Origin of the sequence: Zobellia laminariae, assembly GCF_030553095.1 — a bacterium.
GTDB lineage: Bacteria > Bacteroidota > Bacteroidia > Flavobacteriales > Flavobacteriaceae > Zobellia > Zobellia laminariae.
Window position 1 is genome coordinate 2,070,032 of sequence record NZ_CP130738.1, and the last position, 24,709, is coordinate 2,094,740.

Here is a 24,709-nt window from a genome sequence, read left to right on the forward strand (position 1 = left end):
GTTTAGGCTTTGAGAAAATAATAATGACAACGAAATGAAAGAGAATAAGAATAATCAAGTTAAGCCTCAGGAGGAAATTAACTTAAAATTATTTTTTAGGAAGATTTATAAGAATAAAATGTTCTTTATTGCGAGTATAGGCCTCTTTGTACTTTTAGCTTTAGTCTATATAGCAAGTGCTACTAAAATATACGAAGTGTCTACCTCGGTACTAATTGATTCTAAAGGTACAAACCGTGTCTTGGGAGACAGTAAATATGTTGATGGGGGGTGAGCTTAATAGAGATGGAGAAAAACCTATATAACGAAATAGGTATTTTAAAGTCGTTCAGCCTAATAAGACAGACAATAGAAGATTTAAATTTTGATGTATCCTACCATACATCTACATTATTTTCATCAAAAGAAAGTTATGGTTATTTTCCTTTTGAAGCATCTTTAGATCGTTCTAAACCTCAATTGTATGGAGTGCCTTTTGAAGTTGAGTTACTCACTGGGGATAGTTATAAATTAACGATTAAAGGTGATGAATTTTCAGTTTCCAATCCATCAAATGGCTCGGTTAGAGAGGTAGATAGAAGTATTAATTTTTCTAATGAATACAAATTTGGCGATAAGGTAGAGCACGAGTATTTTACGTTTACCCTTAATAAACCACAGTACAGTGTTAATCTAGAAGATTTTGATGGGGATAACCTAAGCTTTGAAGTTAGTAATGTAGAGAGTGTAGCTAAAGGCTACATGGGTAATCTTGAAGCTAACAATATAGATATTCAGGCTAGTATATTTAAAATAGTATCCTCGGGACCTATTGTGGCCAAGGAGGTGGATTTTCTTAAAAAGTTAACCCAAAACTATGTTCAAAACGAACTTTCTTCTAGAAATGAGATAGCCGCCGGTAAGGAAGCATTCATTAGAAATCAATTAAATGTTATATCTGATTCTTTAACAAGGTTTGAAGTGGAGTTGGAAGCATTTAAAATTGATAAAAAAGCCATGGATTTGGGGGCTACAGCTTCAAATGCCCTTGATCAGACCAATAATTTACAAGTAGAAGCGGCTAAAATTAAGATGAACATTAACTATTACAATTCTATTATACGAAGTGTACGTAATAATAAGAATAGCGATGATTTTATAATGCCTTCTGGTATTGGTGTTGAAGATGCTTCTATTAACCAGAATATTCAGGAATTGAAAAACCTCTATGCAGAACGTTCTAAAAAGAAATTTTTTGTAACTAGTAATAATCAAGAAATGACCATTTTAAATGATCAGATTCAAGAGTCTACTGCAATATTATTGAGCAATTTAAAAAGTGCGGTGAGATCATCACAAGCGGCTTTGGGAGGAATAACTAACCAATTATCCAGTATAGATGAGGAAATTAGTTCCTTACCCACAAGGGAAATACAGCTACTTAATATTCAGCGCCAAAATACGCTATATGAGAACCTGTATAAATACTTAAGCCAAGAGTTGGCAAAAACGGGTATAGCTAGGGCGGAAAGTACTTCTGATACTCGAGTTTTAGATGAAGCTAGAATGGATGGTAGTGGACCAGTATCTCCACAAAAATCTTTATTGTTAGGGCTCGCCGTGGTCCTTGGAACATTACTACCACTTGGTTGGATAATTTTCTTTTCACCAGATGATACCATTGAAAATGTACATCAAGTAATGGCGAATAGTGATATGCCGATTATTGCGAGTATAATACATTATGATGGTGATGATGATGCAAAAGAAAGGGCGTCTAGTATACCTTTTGTGGGTGAAAAACTCGGGAAAATAATTAAGAAGATAAAAGGTAGTGGCAAATTATTTGATTTTGTTGATGATAAGTTTATGACCTCTGATGCTGATGCCGAAGTTTCACTTTGGAAACTCAAAGAATCTTTCCGTGATCTTACTACTAATTTAAAACTTGTGAATTCTACTGGTAAGGGAGTTATTGGTATAACTTCTATCCTGCCAGAAGAAGGGAAGACTTACAATGCGATCAACCTTGGTATAACATTAGCTGAGGCGGGTAAAAAGATAATTATTGTAGATGCAGATTTAAGGAATCCTAGTTTGGTAAAAGGTATCCGTAAAATAAAGGGAAAAGGGTTATCTAATTATTTGAAAGGGGAGGTTGATTCGGTGAGTGAAGTTATTCATTCACATGAAAAGGTCAAAAATTTAAAATTCATTCCTACTGAAATAGTAGATGGCAATGTTCAAGAACTGCTGTCTAGTGAAAAAATGAACTCTCTGATAGACAAGCTTAAAAAAGAGTATGACTATATTATACTAGATACCCCGGCTGTTGGTTTGGTTTCCGATTTTTTACTGCTTTTAGATGTTATGGATATTAATTTGTTCGTCGTTAGAAGAAACGTTTCTAAAGTTGAATTTCTTGAAGATTTGGATAATTTAATTCCAAGAGATAAAAAGAAGAAAAGCTATATTATTTTCAACGATGCCCTTAAGGAAGATCATAAATATGGTTATGAGGCAAAATATGGTTTGAACAAAGAAAAGCAATTAGTAGATAAGTCATTTTCGGTATAATTGAGTTGTATTGGTTTTCTAAAAAAAAATGTGTGATAGGTATTAAGGTTTAATTGATTATGAAAAACTTGCCGAAGTTTTTATTTTTTTTAATTCTACTCCTATATCCATTTTTTAGTTATATGGTTTATAAGGTGACGAAAATGGAACCTAATTATGTATTAGGGATGATATTTTTTGTCTATTTGGCTTATGTCTTGTATACTTTATATGTGACTAATCAAGCCTTGAAAATTCCTAATTATGTAGTTTTTTTCGGAGTCTTTACACTTTATGCCTTGCTTTGTAACATGTTCGTTTCCGATGAACTCAAAGAAGACGGTATTATAAAATATCTCTATTCAGACCCTCTTATTCAGACCTTTATTGCTTTTTTGGTAGTCGAAAATATTTCTTTCCCTTCTAAGTGGATGCAATGGGCTTTGAAAGTTCTGGGCCTTACACTTGTTTTAGCAGCAATAGTTTCGGTTGTTCAAACTTTCAAACCTTTCTTTTTGCTAAAGACTGATGGCCTAATTCAGGGGTTGTCCTATGCAAGAATGCAAGAATATTATATAAACAATCCGCAAGAAGTCACTGGAGATGTAGATAGATTTATTGATGGGTATCGGCATTCTATTTTCTCTTTTATTAACAAGGTGTCTGTTGGAGTTGATACTATGGCCGTATTTAGCATATTAATAGCTATTAATTCAAAAAAATGGATAAAAACAGGGTTGATTTTCGTTTCGGCGGCAACGGTAGGGTTTTTGTCTAGTGCACGCTGGATAATGTTAAATTTCTTTGTGGTTTCCAGTCAGAAAGTATGGGTAGGTAAAAATAAATTGATAAAAGCCCTTCAATATGGTTTGTACGGGATTGTTCTTCTTACTCTAATAGTAGTTGCCCTAAGTTTTTCGGGTATTAATTTAGAGAAATTTGTTGAAGAAAGACTTTTATCAGATAGTGCCGGCACCCGTTTGTTAGCCTTTGAGGTATTTTTTAAAGTTTTCCCTCATAATCCTATTTTAGGTACGATGGGTGTAGATACGGAGGAGGTTACTAGATTATTAGGAGGACGTAGTTCTCAGATTCATGTGGGATATTTAAAATTGTTCTATTACTATGGTTTAGTGGGAGGGCTCATTTATTTAACTTTTCTAGGCCTGCTTTTAAAACGTATGCGTAGAATAGGATTGAAATCAGGTTACTGGGGTGGTTTTTTCGCTTTTTTCGCTTTTGCTGTAGCCAATCTTACCTTAGTAATATTTGATTTGTTTCATTACGGGTTGATGTTCGCTATTATTTTTACAAATTATTATAGTACTCATAAAGACCAAGCACTTTCTTTTTCTACAAAAAGTAATTTAGCAGGTTCAAAAATAAGTTATGAATAGAATTTTCGTCCAGACAATATATTGATGTATAAAACAGTAAAGAACCTCCTAGATAAGATAGGACAACGTCTGAATAAAGGTCAAAAAAGATCAGTAAAAGCTAAAAAGAATATATTAGCGTCCTTTTTAATTAAGGGTACAAGTATTTTGATTGGTTTTTATATGGTTCCTTTGACCATAGGATATGTTGATAAAGAACAATACGGGGTATGGCTTACATTATCATCTGTAGTAGGTTGGTTCAGTTTTTTTGATATTGGTTTAGGTAGTGGTCTTAGAAACAAATTGGCTCTCGCCTTGGCTAATGATGAGATGGAGAAGGCTAAATCCTACGTTAGCTCTACCTATGCGATTTTAGGAATGATAATTTCTGCTATCCTTGGTGCTTTTCTTTGTGATTCAGCCTTATTTAGATTGGCAATCCATTTTAAATACTACAGAGGTTAGCGGGCCCGAATTACGTCTTGTGGCAATTGCTACTTTCTCTTTTTTCTGTATCAATTTTATATTAAAATTAATTTACTCTATTTTTTTAGCATATCAGCGACCCGCATATCAAGGTCTGTACAACTTGTTAAGCAATATACTTGCTTTAATAATTGTGTTTACATTAACCAAGACTACAGAGGGTTCTCTTTATTATCTATCGTTGGCTCTAGGGGTTTCACCTATGGTAATTTTATTATTAGTCAGCGTTTATATGTTCTATGGTGGTTATAGGTCTATAGCTCCGTCCTTTAGTTATGTAAGGAGAGAGCAATTTGGTGAGCTATGGGGTATAGGAGGAAAGTTCTTTATAGTACAAGTATCATCTATCATAATTTTTTCTACTGATAATGTGATAATCACGCAGCTATTAGGTCCGTCTGAGGTGCCTGCATATGCCATTGCATATAAGTATTTTGGATTGATTACGGCAGTATTCGCTATAGTATCATCTCCTTTTTGGTCCGCATACACAGAGGCATATGCAAAAAAAGATATTCAATGGATTTTGGCTACGAATAAAAAACTTATTAAAGTTTGGATGGCATTATTCGCCTTTAGTATAGTTATGTTATTGGGGTCTACTTACTTTTACCATTTTTGGGTGCCTGGAATTGAAGTTCCGTTTTTACTTTCGGTAATAATGTGCGTCTATGTAAACGTTCTCGCTTGGGGTAATATATTCGTGGTATTTATTAATGGGGTAGGTAAAATTAAGTTGCAGTTAGTTGTCGGTATTATTAGTATGTTAGTTAATGTTCCTTTGTCCTATTTCTTTGCAAAAACTTTAGGTTTGGACTCGGCTGGCGTTATTTTAGCAAGTATTATTTCAGTAGCTTATGGGCCTATTTTGGCACCAATACAGTTTAAGAAAATCTTGAATGGTACAGCTACTGGCATATGGAATAAGTAGTGGATTAAATCATAAATAAAAAGCTTACAAAATAATTGAATTATGCGCGTACTCTGGTTTTCAAATAGACCTCCTTTAGGAGCATCTAACTCTAAAAATAGAGTTGGAGGTAGTTGGATTGAGTCATTGGAGCAAGAAATAATGGATAACTCAGATATTGAGTTGGGTATAGTTTTTAGCGAGCTTGAAAAAGAAGCTAAGGAAATTAAATCAGAGACTTCACGTACCAAGTATTTCATGGTGCCAAGATATCCGTTTGGTAAGTTTGATCGTTGGTATAGTCGTTTTTTTGCTACCCCCCTTCAGAGAATTCATTAAAACATTATTTGAAGGTCGTTAATGATTTTAAACCAGATGTTATTCTTTTTTTTGGAACAGAGTCGGATTTTCCTTTAATAATTCCTGAGTTGAAAGTTCCTTCTATTATTTGGTTTCAAGGTAATCTTACGGTGTATGAAATGATGTATGAGAATGGACTTAAAGTGAAAAAGACCTTAGCTCTAGAATCTTTAAAGCATATGTTGTCAGGTGATACTATGTATCACAATTTTTTAATGTTCAAACATCTTGTGGCAAGAGAAAAACGTATTTTTTCTTTTGCTGAAAACTTTATAGGACGAACCACTTGGGATAGTAGACTGGTTAAAACAATGGCGCCACAGGCTAGATATTTTCATTGTGATGAAGCTATGCGTCCACCTTTTTTGACCAACCAATGGAAACAATGGAACGATAGAGATAAATTTGTGATTACTACAACAATACGTGGAAATCTCTATAAAGGCTTAGAAACTGTTTTTAGAACAAGTGAAATTCTAAGTGATAAAATAGGAAAACGTTTAGAATGGCGGATAATTGGAATAGCAGAAGGTACTGTATATACAAAAGCTGCACGAAAGGAAGCTAATTTTCCATCATCTCGTCCAGAAGTGAAATTATTAGGAAACAAGACAGGGCCTGAAATGATAGAGGAACTATTAAATTCAGATATATACGTTCATCCATCCCATATAGAAAATAGTCCAAATGGTGTCCAAGAAGCTATGTTGCTGGGCATGCCTGTAATTGCAACTAATGTTGGCGGAACGCCAAGTATGTTGGTTGATGGAAAGGAAGGACTTCTAATACAAAATAAAGATCCTTATGCAATGGCTGGTGCTATTTTAGAGTTTTCTGAATCTCCAGATAAAGCAAAACTTATGGGTGAAAATGCTAGAAAATTAGGTCTGGTTAGAAACAGTAGCAAGAAAATATGTGATGATTTACTGAAAATATTCGATGAATTAACTCAAACAAAGAAATAGATCGTTGCTATTAGTTTTATATAAAAATTCTCTGAAAATTACATCAAGAATTGTCTTGAAAAAAAGTTGAAATTGGAAAAACAAACACAAAATACCAAGCCACATATTGTATTCATGGGGGAAATTAGATTTCCTTATGGATTGGCAGCCGTACAGCGACTTACCTTAATGGCAAAAGCCTTCATATATGAAGGTTGTAGGGTGACGGTTATTTGTAGAAAAGGATCTTGGAACCAAGACGAGCATAAAGATTTTGAATATAAAGGCAATTTTGAAGGTATTGATTATATCTATACTTCAAAAGATGTTCATAGACCAAAAAGTTTTTTCGGTCGTAATGTTCAAAAAATAAAAGGTATTATTGGTGAGCTTAGGTATTTACGAGAACTTAAGAAACATGATAGGATAGATTTGGCTATAGTTCCCAATAGAGAAGTAAAACACGCTCTTCGTTACCTTTTATTTTCATACTTCTATAAAATACCTACCGCTACTAATTTTGTAGAAATGGCTTCTTCAATGGAGCATAGAACGGGGTTTTTACAGCGTATTAATGATCGTTTAATTGATAGTTGGGTGCTAAAACAATATAATGGAGCTTTACCTATAAGTGATCGATTAATGAATCACTATAATCAAAAGTCACCATCAAAACCTGCTTTGAAATTACCTATTTTATGTGATTTTGAAAAATTCAACATACCTAGAGGTAATCAAGAAGAACCATATTTTCTTTACTGTGGTAGTATTCGTTATAAAGAAGTGTTCAATTTTATAATAGAGGCTTATAAAAGTTTGAATGTAGATGAGCATACCAAGTTATACATGATTGTAAGTGGAGGTAGTAAAAAAGAAACTGCACAACTAGAGGATGAGATAAACAGTTCGTTTACTACTCAGCCAATAAAATTATATACCAATATCCCGTATGAAAAGCTTGTGTATTTGTATACGAATGCAATAGCTCTTCTTATCCCATTAAGACCTACTATTCAGGATACTTCTAGATTTCCTCACAAAATAGGGGAATATCTGGCTTCAGGAAATCCTGTGGTAACAACAGCAGTTGGTGAGATAATGAATTATTTTGAGGATGGTAAGACTGCCTTGGTGGCTAATAAGTATGATGTTACCTCTTTTGCTCAAAAAATGAGGTATGTTATAGATAACCCAGAAAGGTCTGTAGAAATAGGATTAAACGGAAAAGAGCTTGGGTTAAGAGAATTTGACTATAGAGCACACGGCAAAAAAATGCTGGATTTTCTAAAAACACTATAGTATTTATATGGTCTTTTGAAGCATCTAATGCGTATATGAAGAAGACTGAAATAACTGTTCTTAATACTGAAAAAGCTTAAAAGTAAACCTATGAAGTTGTTCTTAGTTGGTGATTTTCCTGAAGATAATAAGGCATATGGAGGCGTTCAGGGTGTTTTGGTGAATATGGCCAATGAACTAGTAAAACGTTCGGATATAGAGCTTGTCTTAGTATCTACATCTTCTGATAGCGGGTTCTCAAAATTTGAAAACACGTGTTCCGTCTACAGATTGAGTTTTAGGTCGTCTTTTTTGAAAGCTAGAAAAGAATTCAACGATATAGTCGCAAAAGAAAAACCCGATATTATACATCTTCAGGGAGTAGTGCCTGGTGTACTTTTGTATAAATCTAGTTATAGAGACTTTTTTGTGGTCACTCAGCATGCCATTCTTAGTGAAGAGCGCCTATTACAGGTAACTAATAAAAGAAAAATCTTATTTAAGATAAAAGAGGTGGTAGAGAACTACTATCTAAATAAGATTAAAAACATCATTTTTATATCGGAATACAACAAGGGTATATATTTTGAAAAGAACGGTGATAATGGTGAAGTTAATTCAGAACTTATTGTTAACCCGGTAAATGAAATCTTTTTTCAAAATACCCCAGTTATAGAGAGCCAGATTGCAAATGAAATGTATTTTGTTGGAGAGATAAAGAAACGTAAAGGCCTTCATATTCTAATACAAGCTCTGCACTTGTTGGATAAAAAAGGAATAGACAGCAAACTTTATGTGGTTGGTGGTTACAAAGAAATGGAATATAAAAAAGAGATTGATGATTTAATAAGTTCACTAAATATTTCAGAAAAAGTGATATTCGGTGGCTGGAAAAATCAATCTGAAGTTTTGTCTTATGCTCAAAATATTCCAGTTTTTGTGTTGCCATCTTTTCAGGAAACATTGCCTTTGAGTATAGCTGAAGCAATGAGTCAAGGAAAAATTGTTGTAGCAACAGATATATGTGGTATTCCTGAAATGATAAAAAATAATGAATCCGGGTATCTTTTTCCAAAAGGAGATTCTGAAAAACTGGCAGAGGTTCTAGCTCATATTTTTCAAAATCCAGACAAACAAAAAGTTGTGTCAGATAATGCTAAGCTAGCTAGTAAAAGGTTTCAGCCAAAGACTGTTATTGAAAGAACCATTAATTTTTACGAACGTATTTTGTTAAAGTAATAAAACATTTCTCTCATTTTTTCAAGCTCTTAGTTAGCTATAAAGCATAAAATTCTAAATAACCAGTTTCAACCAGCCATTTTAAATATGAAAATATTAATACTTATTGAAAGCCTCACTTCTGGTGGAAGGGAAAGAAGATTGATTGAGCTGTTGAAGGGTAGTAAAGAATACAAAGATATAGAGCTAGGCTTGGTGGTTTTCTCCAATAGAATTCACTATAAAGAAGTTTATGACTTAGGTGTGCCTATTACTATATTAGAAAGAGTACCAAAGAAAAACCCAATGGTGTTCTACAGGCTTTATAAACTTTGTAAAAGCTGGAAACCAGATTTGCTTCATAGCTGGGGATCAATGTCTACCATTCTAGGGATACCGTCTTCAAAATTACTGGGTATACCTCTTATTAATGGAAGTATAGTTGATGCACCAGAGAACCTTAATTTATTCAATAAGGATTATTTTAGAACGAAGTTGGCTTCGCCTTTTTCAAAAGTTATTGTGGGGAATTCTTTGGCCGGTTTAAAAGCCTATAATATTCCGAGTAAAAAAGCTCTATGCATTTATAATGGTTTTGATTTAAATCGCATATCAAAATTAAATAGTGAAGCTAACATTCGGCAGGAATTTAACATAATGACTCCTAAAATAGTAGGTATGGTCGGTAACTTTTCTGAAAGAAAGGATTTTAAGACCTACATTAAAGCTGCAATGATCGTATTGGATCAAAGGGAGGATGTTACTTTTTTGGCTATTGGCGGAGGTCCAGATTTAGAGGAGTGTAGGAAAATGGTGCCGAAAAAGCATGTGGACAGGTTTATTTTTACAGGTTTACAGACAGATGTAGAATCTATTGTTGCCACGTTTACCCTTGGCGTTTTATCAACCAATATGCAGGTTCATGGCGAGGGTATATCCAACGCTATATTAGAATATATGGCACTAAGAAAAGCTACGGTAGCCACTACAGGAGGAGGAACCAATGAAGCTGTTGAAGATGGTAAAACAGGTTTTTTGGTAGCTCCGGCATCGCCTGAAGCAATGGCTGATAAAATTTCACAGATTCTAGGTGATGAACAGTTATGTCAAGACATGGGGGTCGCAGCAAGAAATAGAATGGAAAATATGTTCGGACTCAAGAAAATGACCAGTTCATATATTCAACTGTATAAAGAAAACGTAAAGTAATCATGTTTTTTAGAGTGTGAAACCTAAAGAAATGGGTAGCTTATGTCAATATAGAACTTGTCATAAAGTGAGTTCTATAGATTATAAAATATAAAGTACAAGCGAAATGAAAAACAAACCGAAAATTGCATTTTTTGGTATCAAGTATTTCCCTTCACGGGGAGGGACAAGTAGAGTAGCGGAGAACCTGATTATTAATTTGGCAAACGATTTTGAGATTACGGTTTATTGTTATAAAAACAAAGATGCTAAAAATCATATACCATGAGTGAAAGTTATAGAATTTCCTGAAATTAAATTTGGGAGTCTAGGTGTCTTCCTTTACTACGGTCTTTGTTATTTACATATCAGACTTTTTGGTACATATGACATAGTACATGCTCATAAAATAGATAGTTTCTTTTTTCTTGATGGTCTTTCAAAAAAGTGCAAAGTAATTGCCACGGCTCACGAGGCACCTTATAAGCGTGATAAATGGGGTAGCGTAGCTAAGAAATTCTTTAAACTTTGCGAAAGACGTTTTTTAAATTTCAAAGGAGCTAAAACCGCTATTTCTAAGCCTCTTTGTGAGTTTTATAAAGAAACGGAGAACATAGACGTTCTTTTTGTTCCTAACGGAATTAATCTTTCCGAAAACCGATCGGTAGCTCTTGGTGAAAAATTCTGGCCAGCTCAACTGCCAAAATCCACACCTTTTGTATTGTTTGCGGCACGGAGGATTATGGGTACTAAAGGTTTGCATACTATGCTCGAAGCCTATAAAAAAATAGATTATAAAGGCCATATTTTTGTTGCGGGTGAGTTGGACAATTATCCTGCATATATTAAAGAAATTAAAGAATTGAGTAAGGGACTTAACGTTCATTTTCTTGGTTTCGTTAACCCGCTACCGGCGTTATTGGCCTTGGTAGATTCATGCGAATACTTTGTGTTTCCATCAGAAACAGAAGGCATGTCTATAATGTTATTAGAAGTAGCAAGTACTGGTAAACCTATTTTGGCAAGTGATATTCCTGAAAACACCCAAGTTTTTAATGAAGATGATGTACTCTTTTTTGAAAATAAGAATGTTGATGATCTTGCTGAAAAAATACAGTGGGTAGAAAATAACACTAAAGATTTTCAATTACTTGGGCAACATGCAGAGACCAAAGTTGCAAATAGATATCTGGGATCGAATAGCCTTAGAGTATAAGGACCTTTATGAAAGTCTTTTGTAATACTCGGATTTACGGTATATTATTTGATTGTAAATAGAGTAAATTTTTTGAACGCCAAATGAAACTTATAACAATACTTCTTATCATTGGGGTACTCTCAATATCAAGTGATATAGGTAGTATAGTCTTTAGGTTTCAGGATTCTACAGAATTTACTAAACAAGCTTTTTCGCAGGAAAAGAGTTTTAACCAAGGGTTAGATTTGTTTAATTCAGTAGGCGATTCAATCTGTAAAACTAAAGGAGGAAAAGCATCTGACACGGGCTTAAAAGTTTGGTGTTGGGAAGATGTTAGTATTCCGTCTTATAAAGGAGAAAAGTCTGTTGGTTTTAGTGATAATCAGCTAAAAATTGATTCTGAATGTTCAGAGGAACAGGTAACAATAGAAAAGGGAAAGATTAAATTTAATGTTAACCCAGTAGTTCCTTCCTCTAGTGAATGGTGTGATAATAAATTCAACATGCGAGCAGAAATTAGTACCTCTCCTTGGTTGGTAAATCACCCAAAGGGAACTGAAGAATGGTTTGGTTGGAGTTATACATTAGGTGACGACTATATAATTGATGAGGACAATCCTTGGCTTTTTTTTCAAGTACATGAAGGTACTCGAGGAAAAACACCTCTAATTGCTTTGTGGTTTATGAATAAGGGTGGGCAAGGCAGTGGCAATGCTGGTGAAATACATGTTGTAAATTCATCCAGTAATTATGGTAATCATTTTTATCCTTCTAAAATTATTCCAAAAGCAGGCCAAACATTGAACATCGTACTACACGTTGTTTGGGGTGATGCTTATAATGGTCTTTTACAGGTTTGGATAGATGGAGTTTTGGTTCACGACCGTCAAGGTCGAACAGTTCGTTTTTCTAACCCTGTTGGGGGTAATGCGAAATGGGGAATATATAAATGGCCATGGCGCAGTATTGATGGAGTTACAAAATCACAAAAGCAAGGCATTACTCATTTACAGACCTTTATGGGTCCGTTAAATATTATTACCAGAAAACCAGAAGATAAAGATTATCTAAGTAACTCATATACGCTGGTTTCTCCATAGTTTTTTTACCTCGCAATACATATAATTTTTAGTTGAACACTTTATCGATAAAAATAGATGGTGTTTTTTCGATGAGCGACATCTCTACAAAGTACTAAACGTATTCATGCCTCCGTTAGGTTTATACCCAAATCCAATAGTTAAGATTGCTTCAATCCGCTTCTTAATTATAGTTAAACCTACTTATTATGAAAGTGTTGAAAATAGCTTTATCTATTCTCTTGTTAAATTGTTTTTTTTCCTGTGGTAAAGATGAATCTATTGGACAGAAAGATGAGTTGTATGGAAAAAATGAAGCAATAGAACCTGAAGAAAATGAGGTATTAGAAGAAGAAACACCTGTTCAAGGGGGAGATCCAATTAGTCAAAAAAATGAAGTTGTTTGTGAAACAAAAGGAGCAATGGGTAATGAGACAGGTCTAAAAGTCTGGTGCTGGGGAGATGTAGAGATACCAGATTACTCATCTAAAGTAGGTGTGCCCTTTAGTAATGGGCAGTTGAAAATTAATTCTGAATGTTACGAAAAGCAAGTCTCAAAAGAAGATAGCCGTCTTAAGTTTAGTATAAACCCTACCTATCCTGAAGTTGGTAACTGGTGTTCCAATGCGTATAATATGCGTGCAGAAATAAGTACGGAACCATGGAAAATTAATCATCCAGCTGGAACTGAAGAATGGTTTGGATGGAGCTATAGTTTTGGAGATAATTATATTGTAGATACAAAAAACCCTTGGGCATTTTTTCAAGTACACGAGGGTACAGCGGGTGAAACACCTCTTATAGCCATGTGGTCTGTAAATGAAGGAGGTGCGGGCTCTGGGAACGCAGGTGAAGTTCTTGTAGTAAATAATTGTAACGATAGTAAGAGTTCATATTATTCTACAGGAATAATTCCAAAAGCAGGTCAGACCTTAGACATAGTAATACATGTAATTTGGGGAGATGATAATAACGGTCTGCTTCAAGTTTGGATAGATGGGGGCAAGGTAGTGGATGTGCAGGAACGTACCGTACGAGCATCTCACCCTGTGGGAGGAAATGCAAAATGGGGTATTTATAAATGGCCATGGAGGAATGGAGATGATGTTCAGAAGTCAAGAGACCTTGGGATAACAAAGTTGGAGACTTATATGGGAGCTTTGAGAATCATTACAAGAAAACCTGAAGATTCAGAGTATAAAAAGGACTCTTACTCGTTAGTGGCACCAAGATAATTTGTTTTAATGATTTGAGATTCACCCCGGTTCATTTAAGATCATAAATTCATTTTCTATTTAAGTAAAAACCATTATTAACGGGTCATGACCGTGGTAGAGGGCAAAAGAAAGTATCATGTTGTTGTTAAGTGAGAAAATAGCGTTAATTTTGCCGGCCTGAACGAATCATTTTTGAGGTTCAGGTTTTTGGATATTTTTTTATTCGAATTGTTAATAGATAGTAACAGCCAAACCATAAGGAAGTGTTATTCAATTCCATAGAGTTTCTTATTTTTTTACCGATAGTCTTTTTTCTCTATTGGTCTGTTTTCAATAAGAGTTTAAAGTCTCAAAATTTATTGGTGCTTATAAGCTCCTATATTTTTTACGGTTGGTGGGACTATCGTTTTCTATTCTTAATTTTTCTATCGACTATAGTAGATTTTTTTATAGGAAATAGCATTCCTCTCCAGACTAAAGAAAGCAGGAAACGTTTTCTTTTGTGGGGAAGTATGTTGTTCAATCTAGGAGTACTTGGTTTTTTTAAGTACTATAACTTTTTTATTGAATCTTGGGTTGAACTGATAAGCTCTCTAGGGTATGAAATGCAAAGCACTTGGACTTTGAATATTATATTACCCGTTGGAATATCGTTTTACACGTTTCAAACAATGTCTTATACCATAGATGTGTATCGCGGTAATCTTAAACCTACCAAAGACTTTGTTTCCTTTGCTTCTTTTGTATCGTTTTTTCCACAATTGGTAGCTGGGCCTATTGAGCGGGCTACTAATTTACTGCCTCAAATATTAAATCGAAGGGTGTTTAAGTCTGAAATTGCTGTTCAAGGATTGCGGTTGATAGTTTGGGGTATGTTTAAAAAGGTGGTTATCGCAGATTCATTAGCCCCTGTAGTAGATAATATTTTTTCCGGCTTTGACACTTACGGAGGTGGCACGTTAATATTAGGGTCAATTTATTTTGCTTTTCAAATATATTGTGATTTTAGTGGATATTCAGATATAGCCATAGGTATATCAAAGCTGTTTGGGTTTGAGCTTATGTCAAATTTTAAATTCCCATACTTCTCAAGAAATATAGGGGAATTCTGGCGTCGCTGGCATATCTCCCTTTCAACTTGGTTCAGAGACTATTTGTATATACCCTTGGGTGGGTCAAAAGGAGGCCGATGGATGTCGCTCAGAAATATCTTTGTAATATTTATCGTTAGCGGTTTTTGGCATGGAGCTAATTGGACTTTTGTAATATGGGGGTTGATTCATGCTATGCTTTATATCCCATCTTTTGTTTTAAATACCAATAGAAAATACTTAACAGCCGTTGTTGCAGAAAATTCCGTATTCCCTTCTTTGAAAGAGGTTTTTCAGATGGGTATTAATTTTTGTTTCGTAACAATAGGGTGGGTATTTTTTAGAAGTGAGAGCACAGAAAAGGCAATTACAATTATTGGAAAGTTTTTTACTGAGTTTTCATATCATACACCGTATAAAGATTATTTATATTATTACATAGTGCCATTTGTCATTCTTGAATGGTTATTCAGAAGGGATGAGCGTCTAACAAATGTCAATAAGTTACTATGGTTAGTGCTTACGGTTATATTTTTAATCTTTATAACAGCAAAATTCGGTAATCAACAATCATTTATATACTTCCAGTTTTGAAAAATTTCTTGATACATTTTTTAAAGTATTATGGAGTTCCCATGGTTTTTGTGGTGTTCTTTTTTCGTGTGCCCGTTTCTTTGTACTTAAATAAGGCTAAAGGAGTGTATGATCTTGTATCTAATGTGGCTACAGGAGAAATATCTACAAATACAATCCTTCTAGGAGATTCTGTGTGCAAACAGTTTTATAAGCAAGTAAAGAATGATGAGTATTATTGCCTTTGCGAGAATCAAAGTTATGAATTACCTTATGGTAATTATTTGTTGTTGAAATCTTTGGTTAATAGCGATTCTAACTTTAAAAGGCTCATTTTAATGATGAACCCTTTAACATTAACTTCATCCTTAAATCAAGATTACACTTATAATTATTTTATCAAACCATTTAGAAATCAATTGGAAGCTCTTGATCAGAGCGAATTGGATTATATAAACACTACGTTCCCAAAAGAGGAAATTTTAAAGTTTAAGTTTTCAAATTTTAAAATGCCAAATGCTTCTAACTCTTCAGACATAAGCCAGTTAGATTCTCTAAATATTTCAGATATTAACATGAAGTATTTAAAAAAATTGATTCTTTGTGTAATGAGCGTGGAATTGATTTTAAAATGGTAAGTCCTCCTTTACCTTTAAATAATAAAGAGATAGTCGAGCGATTTTCTAAAAGGTCAGAAACATATTTAATAGATTATTTCCAGTTTGTTGTTTATTATGACTCTATAGATAGTAAGGATGGTATTCATCACCAAGATGCAGATCAGTATATATTAAAAAACAGCCCGCAACTGAAAGCTTTACTACAGTTTTGAGATAAATAACTATTCTTAATCCGCGTAGGGGATTATGTTTTTAATATCAATTTCCTTAATAATTCTGGCTGGAGATCCGCCTAATAAAACATTGTTTTCAAAACAAGATTTACTTACGGATGAATTGGCAGCTATGGCTACATTGTTGCCTATAGTTATATCTCCGTATATTTTTGCTCCTGGACCAATATAAACATTGTTACCAATTTGAGGTGCTTTAATACTACCGCCTGATGCTCCTATGTTTGTACAAGCTTGTATTCTACAATTCCTACCTACTTTAGCAGCATTGTGAACTACTATGGTGCCATAGTGAAGAATTGCTAGGTAAGGCCCAAAAACGTTTGGTGATATAGAAAAGCCAAGCTTTACTGATATTTTTTTAAATCTAATACGTAAATAAGAGTAGTATAATTTGCCTAAAACGTCTTTTCTGCAATTTTTATAATACTCAAGTTTTCTAAGCTTTTTTTGGAACTGCCAGACATAGTGGGGGGCAATTAATTCTTTAAGAGGAGTTTTCCAACTACTCTTTATGTCTAAAGCTTCTTGGTCTAACCTTAGATAGTCTAGATAGTCTTTTTTTGATTGTATCATTAAAGGTGGTGTTGTGTACCCATTAAATAGCTATGCCCGTTTTATTTGACAGGTCGGCAAGTTAATATTTTTATCTACTATTTTGAATCGAATTATACAACTATTTCAGAAGTAGATGTTCAGGAAGAATTTTGTCTGTCAATCAAAGAAACTTAAATGAAGATTCCTGTTCAAAGTTAAATCGTTTTTTGGAGTGGCGGCATTGTGCTAAAAAAATAATTATTATACCAGTTTTACACTAAAAAGTGTATTTCATCGTTTTTTTTGAATACTTCGTCGACCAAATTGTATTTTGGCAACGTATATAGCCCGAGTTATATAGTAAATTTTTAACCCTGCCCCAATAGGATTATTTATGAATATTACCCCCAAAAGGACTTTGTCCTATTTTTTGTGTTTTATAGGAATAACTTTTTTATTAAATCTTGCATGTAGTAAAGATGCAGAAACTCTTAGAGATGTAGTACTTAGCGAGGAAAATAGCCCCGTTATTAAGCAGGATGATTCTACAAATAATCCTGACATTCCTCAAATTGAGGATTCAGTTGTAGTTGAAACCGAGATTAGAACTGCTATCCTTTATCCTATTCATGATGCATATATTCAAAATGGAGAAGGATATGATGAGCCGATCATTAGGTTGGAAGAGGAGCAGCGTACAAGTTATTTAATGTTTGATTTCAGTCCTTTGGATTCTATTGGAGGCTCAATTAGTACTGCAACTTTAATGTTTGTTATAAATACGGATGATGGAAGTGGAGAAGTAGACGTTTATAAGGGTGAATCCAGCAATTGGTTAGAAACAAATCTTAGTGAAAAAACTGCTCCAGATGTTGGTGAGTTAATAGGGGTAACCAAACAAGAATATATAATTGATACAGAAGTATCCATTGATTTGGAGGTTGAGGCATTGGAATTGGAACCTTACACCTTTATTTTGGATCATAAAGATGGTGATGATTTTGCTTTTGCATCAAAAGAGAATAAGACACAAGCAGGAAGTAGTTTGATAGTTGTATATGAGGTAGCTGTTGGCGCTGATGATATCGATTTATATATAGTAGAGCCAGAGGAGGTAATTAGCGATACTGATAATCCAATCGAGGAAGAAGAAGGAACAAATGAAGTAGTAAGAGATGAGGGGGATGGTTCAGAAGAAGAAACCCCCTCGAACGAAGAAGAAGAGGAGGTTATAGATAGTGTTGAGGGAGATACTCCTATAAGTGAAGAGGTTGCAGAGGAGAATGAGAATACTAATACTGAAGAAGAGGTAGTTGCGGAAGAGCAAGAAGCTGATTCCGAAGAAGGAACCTCCTCGAACGAAGAAGAAGTAATAGAAGAAGAGAGTACAGATAACCTGGAGGAAGATTCTGAAGAAGTCACTCCAACCACTGAAGAGTCCGAACCTAAAACAGAAGAGAAAGAAACTGATATAGAGGAAGAAACTCCTGTCACCGAGGTGCCAGAAGATAATACCGATACAAATATTAATCCTCTTCCTAGTATCCCATTTCCAACAAATGAATCTCCTGTGGCAGTTGCCAATGGATCTCCTATCAATGGGGAAGTCCCTTTAAAAGTTTCTTTTAATGCTATAGATTCTTCGGATGACAAAGCCATTGTTTCATATGCATGGGATTTTAAAGATGGTCAAACGGCTAGTACGGCAAATCCTGAGCATACCTTTGATGAGGCTGGAAATTACGAAGTTACCTTATTGGTCAAAGACGAAGAGGGAATATCAGCTTTAGATGTTATAATTATAAAAGTAGCAGGTCCTGCAAATACTGCTCCCATAGCAAAACTGAATGCTGATAAAACTTCAGGAACACTTCCGTTAGATGTAACTTTTACAGGTAGCCAATCAACTGATGATACGGGTATTACGGAGTATTCATGGGATTTTAAGGACGGCAACAGTTCTGACGAATCAGACCCTTCACATACATTCGGAACTGCTGGTACTTACGAAGTGAGTCTTACGGTTACCGATGCGGAAGGATTGAAGAGTACGGAAACGGTTTCCATCATCGTAGAAGCAAAAGAAAACGTTGCCCCGGTCGCCAAGTTGAGTGCGGATAAAACTTCGGGAACACTTCCATTGGCAGTATCCTTTACGGGAAGCGGATCAACGGACGATACGGGAATTACAGGATATTCATGGGATTTCAAGGACGGCAACAGTTCTGAAGAATCAGACCCTTCACATACATTCGGAACTGCTGGTACTTACGAAGTGAGTCTTACGGTTACCGATGCGGAAGGATTGAAGAGTACGGAAACGGTTTCCATCATCGTAGAAGCAAAAGAAAACATTGCCCCGGTCGCGAAGTTGAGTGCGGATAAAACTTCGGGAACACTTCCATTGGCAGTATCCTTTACGGGAAGCGGATCAACGGACGATACGGGAATTACAGGATATTCATGGGATTTCAAGGACGGCAACAGTTCTGAAGAATCAGACCCTTCACATACATTCGGAACTGCTGGTACTTATGCAGTCGCTCTTACGGTTACTGATGCAGATGGTTTGAAAAATACAGAAACGGTTTCCGTTAGAGTAGAAGAGCAGGAATCCAGTCCAGAAGAAGAGAATGTTGATCCACTTCCTAGTACTCCATTTCCAACAAATGAATCTCCTGTGGCAGTTGCCAATGGTTCCCCGATTAATGGGGAAGCCCCTTTAAGAGTTTCTTTTTCTGCCTTAAATTCTTCGGATGATAAATCTATTGTTTCATATACGTGGGATTTCAAAGATGGTCAAACAGCTAAAACAGTAGAAGTTGAGCATACCTTTGATAAAGCTGGAAATTATGAGGTTACTTTAGTAACTACAGACGAAGAGGGAATTTCAGATTTAGATATCATTTTAATAACAGTAACAGGTCCTGAAAACGTTGCCCCGGTCGCCAAGTTGAGTGCGGATAAAACTTCGGGAACACTTCCATTGGCAGTATCCTTTACGGGAAGCGGATCAACGGACGATACGGGAATTACAGGATATTCATGGGATTTCAAGGACGGCAACAGTTCTGAAGAATCAGACCCTTCACATACATTCGGAACTGCTGGTACTTACGAAGTGAGTCTTACGGTTACCGATGCGGAAGGATTGAAGAGTACGGAAACGGTTTCCATCATCGTGGAAGCAAAAGAAAACGTTGCCCCGGTCGCCAAGTTGAGTGCGGATAAAACTTCGGGAACACTTCCATTGGCAGTATCCTTTACGGGAAGCGGATCAACGGACGATACGGGAATTACAGGATATTCATGGGATTTCAAGGACGGCAACAGTTCTGACGAATCAGACCCTTCACATACATTCGGAACTGCTGGTACTTACGAAGTGAGTCTTACGGTTACCGATGCGGAAGGATTGAAGAGTACGGAAACGGTTTCCATCATCGTAGAAGCAAAAGAAAACGTTGCCCCGGTCGCCAAGTTGAGTGCGGATAAAACTTCGGGAACACTTCCATTGGCAGTATCCTTTACGGGAAGCGGATCAACGGACGATACGGGAATTACAGGATATTCATGGGATTTCAAGGACGGCAACAGTTCTGACGAATCAGACCCTTCACATACATTCGGAACTGCTGGTACTTACGAAGTGAGTCTTACGGTTACCGATGCGGAAGGATTGAAGAGTACGGAAACGGTTTCCATCATCGTAGAAGCAAAAGAAAACGTTGCCCCGGTCGCCAAGTTGAGTGCGGATAAAACTTCGGGAACACTTCCATTGGCAGTATCCTTTACGGGAAGCGGATCAACGGACGATACGGGGATTACAGGATATTCATGGAATTTCAAGGACGGCAACAGTTCTGACGAATCAGACCCTTCACATACATTCGGAACTGCTGGTACTTACGAAGTGAGTCTTACGGTTACCGATGCGGAAGGATTGAAGAGTACGGAAACGGTTTCCATCATCGTAGAAGCAAAAGAAAACGTTGCCCCGGTCGCCAAGTTGAGTGCGGATAAAACTTCGGGAACACTTCCATTGGCAGTATCCTTTACGGGAAGCGGATCAACGGACGATACGGGAATTACAGGATATTCATGGGATTTCAAGGACGGCAACAGTTCTGACGAATCAGACCCTTCACATACATTCGGAACTGCTGGTACTTACGAAGTGAGTCTTACGGTTACCGATGCGGAAGGATTGAAGAGTACGGAAACGGTTTCCATCATCGTAGAAGCAAAAGAAAACGTTGCCCCGGTCGCCAAGTTGAGTGCGGATAAAACTTCGGGAACACTTCCATTGGCAGTATCCTTTACGGGAAGCGGATCAACGGACGATACGGGAATTACAGGATATTCATGGAATTTCAAGGACGGAAACGGTTCTGAGCAGTCTGATGCTACACATACGTTTGAAACTGCTGGTATTTACGAAGTGAGTCTTACGGTTACGGATGAAGAGGGTCTTACTAGTACTTCGTCTTTAAGTATTAACGTAATTGAAGCTGAGGTGGTAGGGCCTCTTGATTGTAGCACTGGAGGTAAAACAGCAGGAGAATCAGGAAATAAAGTATGGTGTTGGGGAGATATTGCATTTCCTACTTGGTCAGGAAGCTCAGGAGTTTCTTTTAGTGATAAACAGTTATATATTGATTCCCAATGTGACGAGCAGCAGGTAACAAAATCGGGTAACAGACTTAAATTTAGTGTCAACCCTAATAGTCCAAATGTTGCTAATTGGTGTAGCGAAGATTATAATATTAGAGCAGAAGTAAGAACGGAACCATGGAACGTGCGTCACCCAAAAGGAACTGAGGAATGGTTTGGGTGGAGTTATTCATTTGGTAATAATTATGTTATCGATGAAAATAATGAATGGCTATTTTTTCAAGTGCATCCATAATTTCAGGAAAGTCTCCTCATACGGAGCTAATGGTTAATAGAGAAGGTCAATATGGTGGTAAGGCAGGTGAAATATACATAGTGAATCACGTTAATTATCCTGATTATATTGCTACTGGTATTATTCCTAAAGCAGGTGAAACCATAGATGTTGTTGTTCATGCTATTTGGGGCGATAGCTCTAATGGTTTATTGGAAGTCTGGATAAATGGGCAAAAGTTTTATAATAAACAAACCAAGACTATTTATGATTCACACCCTTGGGGCGGAAATGCCAAGTGGGGTATTTATAAATGGCCATGGAGAGATGGTGATAAAGTTCAAAAATCTGTGGAACAAGGGGCTTCCCAACTTGAAACATATCTTGGAACAGTACGGATGATAACCCGTAAGCCTGGAGATACAGATTATGGAAAAGACTCTTATTCTATGGTTGCTCCCAATTAATAAGATATAAGCCCTGAAAATATAGAAGGTACAGTTATAGAGGTTATTTATAGACGTCAATTTTTTCACTTACTATAGATATCTTAATCACTTTAAGAAAATGATAGGCAATGAACAACGTCATTGTAGGGACCATGACTATAAAGTTTCTACCTCTACCATCTAATAATATAATGCCACAGGCATAGATTAGTGTAAATAGCATCAGAGCTTTTATGGCAAAAGGCGCGTGTTTTCTATTTATAATGAAAGGGTAAAGGCATAAAATCCAAAAGAATAAAACAAACATGTTAGGAATGGTATATCCATATGTGTTCATATTCTGATTTCTATATGAGAATGGATAATGGAATACTAATCTTCCAACGTTTGCAACAGTGTTCTTTATGTATTTAATTGGGTGGGATTTCATATTAGCAATAGCCATTGACTTCAAAGCGCTATCTCTTTGAATATTAGTCAGCGGTTCTAACTTTATAAAGGCATCTCTGTGGTTTAAGGATAGTTTTTCGAGATTATCATACGCCCCATCAGGTTCATAGTTTTTACTGTTGCCATACAGAACATCATCAAATGAAAACCAATTCCCGAGTTCCTCTTCATAAGGGGTTGCGCGATGGTATAAAATTTCTCCTCCAGCGGTACCTATATAAAATAACTTTCCAGTTATGGAATATGCATATAGTAGGTATGGAGATATAAGTGCAAAACCACATACAAGGATTAAAAAGCATTTTTTTAATTGAGCCCTGTTTCTTCTTGAAACTATTGCAAATGCTAATGTTAGCAATAAGCTTAGCAAAACAACCTGAAGAAAGATAACCTTTACCAGTATAAGTAATGCAAGAAATAGTGATGGTAAGGCAAGGCTTTTAACGGTGAATTTCTCACTTTGAAATATCTTTACCACGTAATACAATAATCCGCACGTCGCAAAAAATGCCAAGGTTTCTGAATAAAGGTAGGGTAACCATCTTATTACAGGAGGGTAAAGACCCAAGAGGTAAATAAAATAAATGTTGTTCTTACTGTTAGAGAAAAGTTGAATAGTTTTTTTAAAGTAAACTATTGAAAATAAAAGAAGTAACGCATTAATTAGTTTTGGGTATAGGAGATTTGTTCCCAAGGCAATGAAAGGGGCAATGATTGTAGGATAGGCCGGGCCGTTACCAAAACTTGGGTTTTCAGTTTCCTCAAAAAAGCCATTGGAAATGTTTACCGCATAGTGATAATACCTACTCTCGTCTCCTATTAATTTGTTGGAAGAAAACAGTACTACTACAAGAGTATATAAAATGAATAAAGGTAAAAGAGGTAAAAAATCTTTCTTAAATATTTTTTGACCATCGACCGTTCTTATGATTTTTTGGTTTCTTTGAGTATGGCTGAATTTAGATGAAATAGTTCATCAAAATATCTTTTCTTCTGCAAAGATATGAAGCCAAGACCCAATAATTGAATAGATATAATCATAGTGGTACCACCAACAATAAATGAATAGGGCCTTTGCCTGAATACTTCGGACACTGCATATGAAAAACGATCTTCAAAGCCATGCGCTAATTCTGCTGTCATAGGATATACACCATAGGTGTTAATGAAAATCCATACAATAATGTAAAGAGACAGAACAAAAGTAATTGATCCCAATACCCAGAAGAACATATACGGTCTAAAAATAAAGCTATTGGCAAGACCATTAAATATCCCCATTACAATGCGGAGACTTGACGTACGTGTTTTACCTAGCTTTTGTTGTTCAGACCAGTCTAGATGAGCAGGTATTTCTATAACTCTGGCTCTTAATATATATGCTTTTAGTATGATTTCGGTATTGATGTCAAAGGTGCTCGATTTGGTGTTTAATGACCTTATAAAATCACCATTGTAAGCCCTGACCATTCCTGTAAAAGTGTAAATTTTTAAACGTGATGCTACTCGCATCATGTAATTTACAGTCTTACTTAATATTAATCTTAAACGAGGCACTGCGGTGTTCTTTCCTCCTTTCATGTAGGGAGAGGCAATTACCACATCGGCTTCTGTAGTCACTATTTCTGATAAAAGTTTTCCTATATGGTCTGGTGAATAGCTTAGGTCAATATCTAAAACAATAACATATTTGCCCTTACTATGTTTAAAGCCTGTTCTTAGGGCTGTGCCTAGATTTCTGTTCACTATATGATGATAGGCACATAAGTTGTCCTTAGACTCCGCCAGTGAATCGGCAATTGTCATAGTGTCATCTGTACTTCCGTCATTTATGATTAAAACTTCCCAGTTATATAAATTATTTAACGTACTCAAATAATCATATAGAAGGGATACATTTTTTTCGAGTATCGCTTCTTCATTAAATGCAGGTAAAATAATAGATACAAGGGGCTTTTTTAAATCAATCTTGTCGGATAGGGTTGGCATATTGGTATTTTGTTTGGTAATAAGATAAAATCACACAAAATTATAGAACAGTAGGTGGTGATAATTTGCTTCAAAATTATGAAAAAT

General features: G+C 35.6%; 20 protein-coding genes. 17 read left to right on the forward strand and 3 right to left on the reverse strand.

The annotated features are described in order from the left end of the window. The first annotated feature begins 34 nt into the window (after positions 1-34). The 15 genes from Q5W13_RS09800 to Q5W13_RS09870 all read left to right on the forward strand — a co-directional run bounded on the left by Q5W13_RS09800 (position 35) and on the right by Q5W13_RS09870 (position 16,094). Positions 35-274 (forward strand): Wzz/FepE/Etk N-terminal domain-containing protein, encoded by a 240-nt coding sequence (locus tag Q5W13_RS09800; RefSeq protein WP_304446159.1) that lies wholly within the window; start codon positions 35-37, stop codon positions 272-274. A gap of 11 nt (positions 275-285) precedes the next feature. Continuing rightward, positions 286-2,556, forward strand: a complete 2,271-nt coding sequence (locus Q5W13_RS09805; protein ID WP_304446160.1) for a polysaccharide biosynthesis tyrosine autokinase — start codon at positions 286-288, stop codon at positions 2,554-2,556. A gap of 143 nt (positions 2,557-2,699) precedes the next feature. Next, positions 2,700-3,932 carry an O-antigen ligase family protein gene (locus Q5W13_RS09810; protein ID WP_304446161.1) on the forward strand — a complete coding sequence of 411 codons (1,233 nt, stop codon included), beginning with the start codon at positions 2,700-2,702 and terminating at the stop codon, positions 3,930-3,932. Positions 3,933-3,956: 24 nt separating this feature from the next. Continuing rightward, positions 3,957-4,379, forward strand: coding sequence for a polysaccharide biosynthesis protein (locus Q5W13_RS09815; RefSeq protein WP_304446162.1), 423 nt, complete (start codon positions 3,957-3,959; stop codon positions 4,377-4,379). Then, a complete protein-coding gene (locus tag Q5W13_RS09820) occupies positions 4,327-5,331 on the forward strand; it encodes an oligosaccharide flippase family protein (protein WP_304446163.1) in 1,005 nt (334 codons plus the stop codon). Before Q5W13_RS09815 ends, Q5W13_RS09820 begins: the two co-directional genes overlap by 53 nt. 42 nt (positions 5,332-5,373) lie before the next feature. Further along, positions 5,374-5,649 (forward strand): hypothetical protein, encoded by a 276-nt coding sequence (locus Q5W13_RS09825; RefSeq protein ID WP_304446164.1) that lies wholly within the window; start codon positions 5,374-5,376, stop codon positions 5,647-5,649. A gap of 8 nt (positions 5,650-5,657) precedes the next feature. Further along, a complete protein-coding gene (locus Q5W13_RS09830; protein WP_304446165.1) occupies positions 5,658-6,635 on the forward strand; it encodes a glycosyltransferase family 4 protein in 978 nt (325 codons plus the stop codon). 72 nt (positions 6,636-6,707) lie between these two features. Further along, positions 6,708-7,913, forward strand: coding sequence for a glycosyltransferase (locus Q5W13_RS09835; RefSeq protein WP_304446166.1), 1,206 nt, complete (start codon positions 6,708-6,710; stop codon positions 7,911-7,913). Positions 7,914-8,003: 90 nt separating this feature from the next. Next, positions 8,004-9,131: a glycosyltransferase family 4 protein gene (locus tag Q5W13_RS09840; RefSeq protein WP_304446167.1), complete on the forward strand. Its 1,128-nt coding sequence runs from the start codon at positions 8,004-8,006 to the stop codon at positions 9,129-9,131. A gap of 87 nt (positions 9,132-9,218) precedes the next feature. Further along, on the forward strand, positions 9,219-10,319 hold the full coding sequence (locus tag Q5W13_RS09845; protein ID WP_304446168.1) for a glycosyltransferase: 1,101 nt from the start codon (positions 9,219-9,221) through the stop codon (positions 10,317-10,319). A gap of 268 nt (positions 10,320-10,587) precedes the next feature. Continuing rightward, positions 10,588-11,514 carry a glycosyltransferase family 4 protein gene (locus tag Q5W13_RS09850; RefSeq protein ID WP_304446169.1) on the forward strand — a complete coding sequence of 309 codons (927 nt, stop codon included), beginning with the start codon at positions 10,588-10,590 and terminating at the stop codon, positions 11,512-11,514. Between the two features lie 83 nt (positions 11,515-11,597). Continuing rightward, positions 11,598-12,596, forward strand: coding sequence for a heparin lyase I family protein (locus Q5W13_RS09855; protein ID WP_304446170.1), 999 nt, complete (start codon positions 11,598-11,600; stop codon positions 12,594-12,596). A gap of 188 nt (positions 12,597-12,784) precedes the next feature. Then, positions 12,785-13,810, forward strand: a complete 1,026-nt coding sequence (locus tag Q5W13_RS09860; RefSeq protein WP_304446171.1) for a heparin lyase I family protein — start codon at positions 12,785-12,787, stop codon at positions 13,808-13,810. 653 nt (positions 13,811-14,463) lie between these two features. Next, complete coding sequence (locus Q5W13_RS09865; protein WP_368662507.1) at positions 14,464-15,477, forward strand: MBOAT family O-acyltransferase; 1,014 nt, start codon at positions 14,464-14,466, stop codon at positions 15,475-15,477. Continuing rightward, the gene (locus tag Q5W13_RS09870) at positions 15,474-16,094 is read left to right on the forward strand and encodes a hypothetical protein (protein WP_304446172.1); all 621 of its coding nucleotides are present in this window, start codon (positions 15,474-15,476) and stop codon (positions 16,092-16,094) included. Before Q5W13_RS09865 ends, Q5W13_RS09870 begins: the two co-directional genes overlap by 4 nt. 209 nt (positions 16,095-16,303) lie before the next feature. On the opposite strand, the gene Q5W13_RS09875 is transcribed toward Q5W13_RS09870, so the two are convergent. Further along, positions 16,304-16,885 (reverse strand): serine O-acetyltransferase, encoded by a 582-nt coding sequence (locus Q5W13_RS09875; protein ID WP_304446173.1) that lies wholly within the window; start codon positions 16,883-16,885, stop codon positions 16,304-16,306. 355 nt (positions 16,886-17,240) lie between these two features. Between Q5W13_RS09875 and Q5W13_RS09880 the strand changes: the two genes are divergently transcribed. Then, positions 17,241-21,755 (forward strand): PKD domain-containing protein, encoded by a 4,515-nt coding sequence (locus Q5W13_RS09880; protein ID WP_304446174.1) that lies wholly within the window; start codon positions 17,241-17,243, stop codon positions 21,753-21,755. Continuing rightward, positions 21,728-22,201, forward strand: coding sequence for a heparin lyase I family protein (locus tag Q5W13_RS09885; RefSeq protein ID WP_304446175.1), 474 nt, complete (start codon positions 21,728-21,730; stop codon positions 22,199-22,201). Before Q5W13_RS09880 ends, Q5W13_RS09885 begins: the two co-directional genes overlap by 28 nt. Positions 22,202-22,244: 43 nt before the next feature. Here the strand turns inward: Q5W13_RS09885 and Q5W13_RS09890 are convergent, their stop codons facing one another. Both Q5W13_RS09890 and Q5W13_RS09895 read right to left on the reverse strand, forming a co-directional pair. After that, positions 22,245-23,327, reverse strand: a complete 1,083-nt coding sequence (locus Q5W13_RS09890) for a hypothetical protein (RefSeq protein WP_304446176.1) — start codon at positions 23,325-23,327, stop codon at positions 22,245-22,247. A gap of 230 nt (positions 23,328-23,557) precedes the next feature. Further along, positions 23,558-24,622, reverse strand: coding sequence for a glycosyltransferase family 2 protein (locus Q5W13_RS09895; RefSeq protein ID WP_304446177.1), 1,065 nt, complete (start codon positions 24,620-24,622; stop codon positions 23,558-23,560). Between the last annotated feature and the right edge of the window lie 87 nt (positions 24,623-24,709).

What these genes read in the sequence shown, in the direction of transcription:
- Q5W13_RS09840 (WP_304446167.1), top strand. Translation starts at nt 8,004, where the DNA reads ATGAAGTTGTTCTTAGTTGGTGATTTTCCTGAAGATAATAAGGCATAT.
- Q5W13_RS09810 (WP_304446161.1), top strand. Translation starts at nt 2,700, where the DNA reads ATGGAACCTAATTATGTATTAGGGATGATATTTTTTGTCTATTTGGCT.
- Q5W13_RS09800 (WP_304446159.1), top strand. Translation starts at nt 35, where the DNA reads ATGAAAGAGAATAAGAATAATCAAGTTAAGCCTCAGGAGGAAATTAAC.
- Q5W13_RS09880 (WP_304446174.1), top strand. Translation starts at nt 17,241, where the DNA reads ATGAATATTACCCCCAAAAGGACTTTGTCCTATTTTTTGTGTTTTATA.
- Q5W13_RS09855 (WP_304446170.1), top strand. Translation starts at nt 11,598, where the DNA reads ATGAAACTTATAACAATACTTCTTATCATTGGGGTACTCTCAATATCA.
- Q5W13_RS09845 (WP_304446168.1), top strand. Translation starts at nt 9,219, where the DNA reads ATGAAAATATTAATACTTATTGAAAGCCTCACTTCTGGTGGAAGGGAA.
- Q5W13_RS09860 (WP_304446171.1), top strand. Translation starts at nt 12,785, where the DNA reads ATGAAAGTGTTGAAAATAGCTTTATCTATTCTCTTGTTAAATTGTTTT.
- Q5W13_RS09805 (WP_304446160.1), top strand. Translation starts at nt 286, where the DNA reads ATGGAGAAAAACCTATATAACGAAATAGGTATTTTAAAGTCGTTCAGC.
- Q5W13_RS09815 (WP_304446162.1), top strand. Translation starts at nt 3,957, where the DNA reads ATGTATAAAACAGTAAAGAACCTCCTAGATAAGATAGGACAACGTCTG.
- Q5W13_RS09865 (WP_368662507.1), top strand. Translation starts at nt 14,464, where the DNA reads ATGTCTTATACCATAGATGTGTATCGCGGTAATCTTAAACCTACCAAA.
- Q5W13_RS09895 (WP_304446177.1), bottom strand. Translation starts at nt 24,622, where the DNA reads ATGCCAACCCTATCCGACAAGATTGATTTAAAAAAGCCCCTTGTATCT.
- Q5W13_RS09825 (WP_304446164.1), top strand. Translation starts at nt 5,374, where the DNA reads ATGCGCGTACTCTGGTTTTCAAATAGACCTCCTTTAGGAGCATCTAAC.
- Q5W13_RS09885 (WP_304446175.1), top strand. Translation starts at nt 21,728, where the DNA reads ATGGCTATTTTTTCAAGTGCATCCATAATTTCAGGAAAGTCTCCTCAT.
- Q5W13_RS09875 (WP_304446173.1), bottom strand. Translation starts at nt 16,885, where the DNA reads ATGATACAATCAAAAAAAGACTATCTAGACTATCTAAGGTTAGACCAA.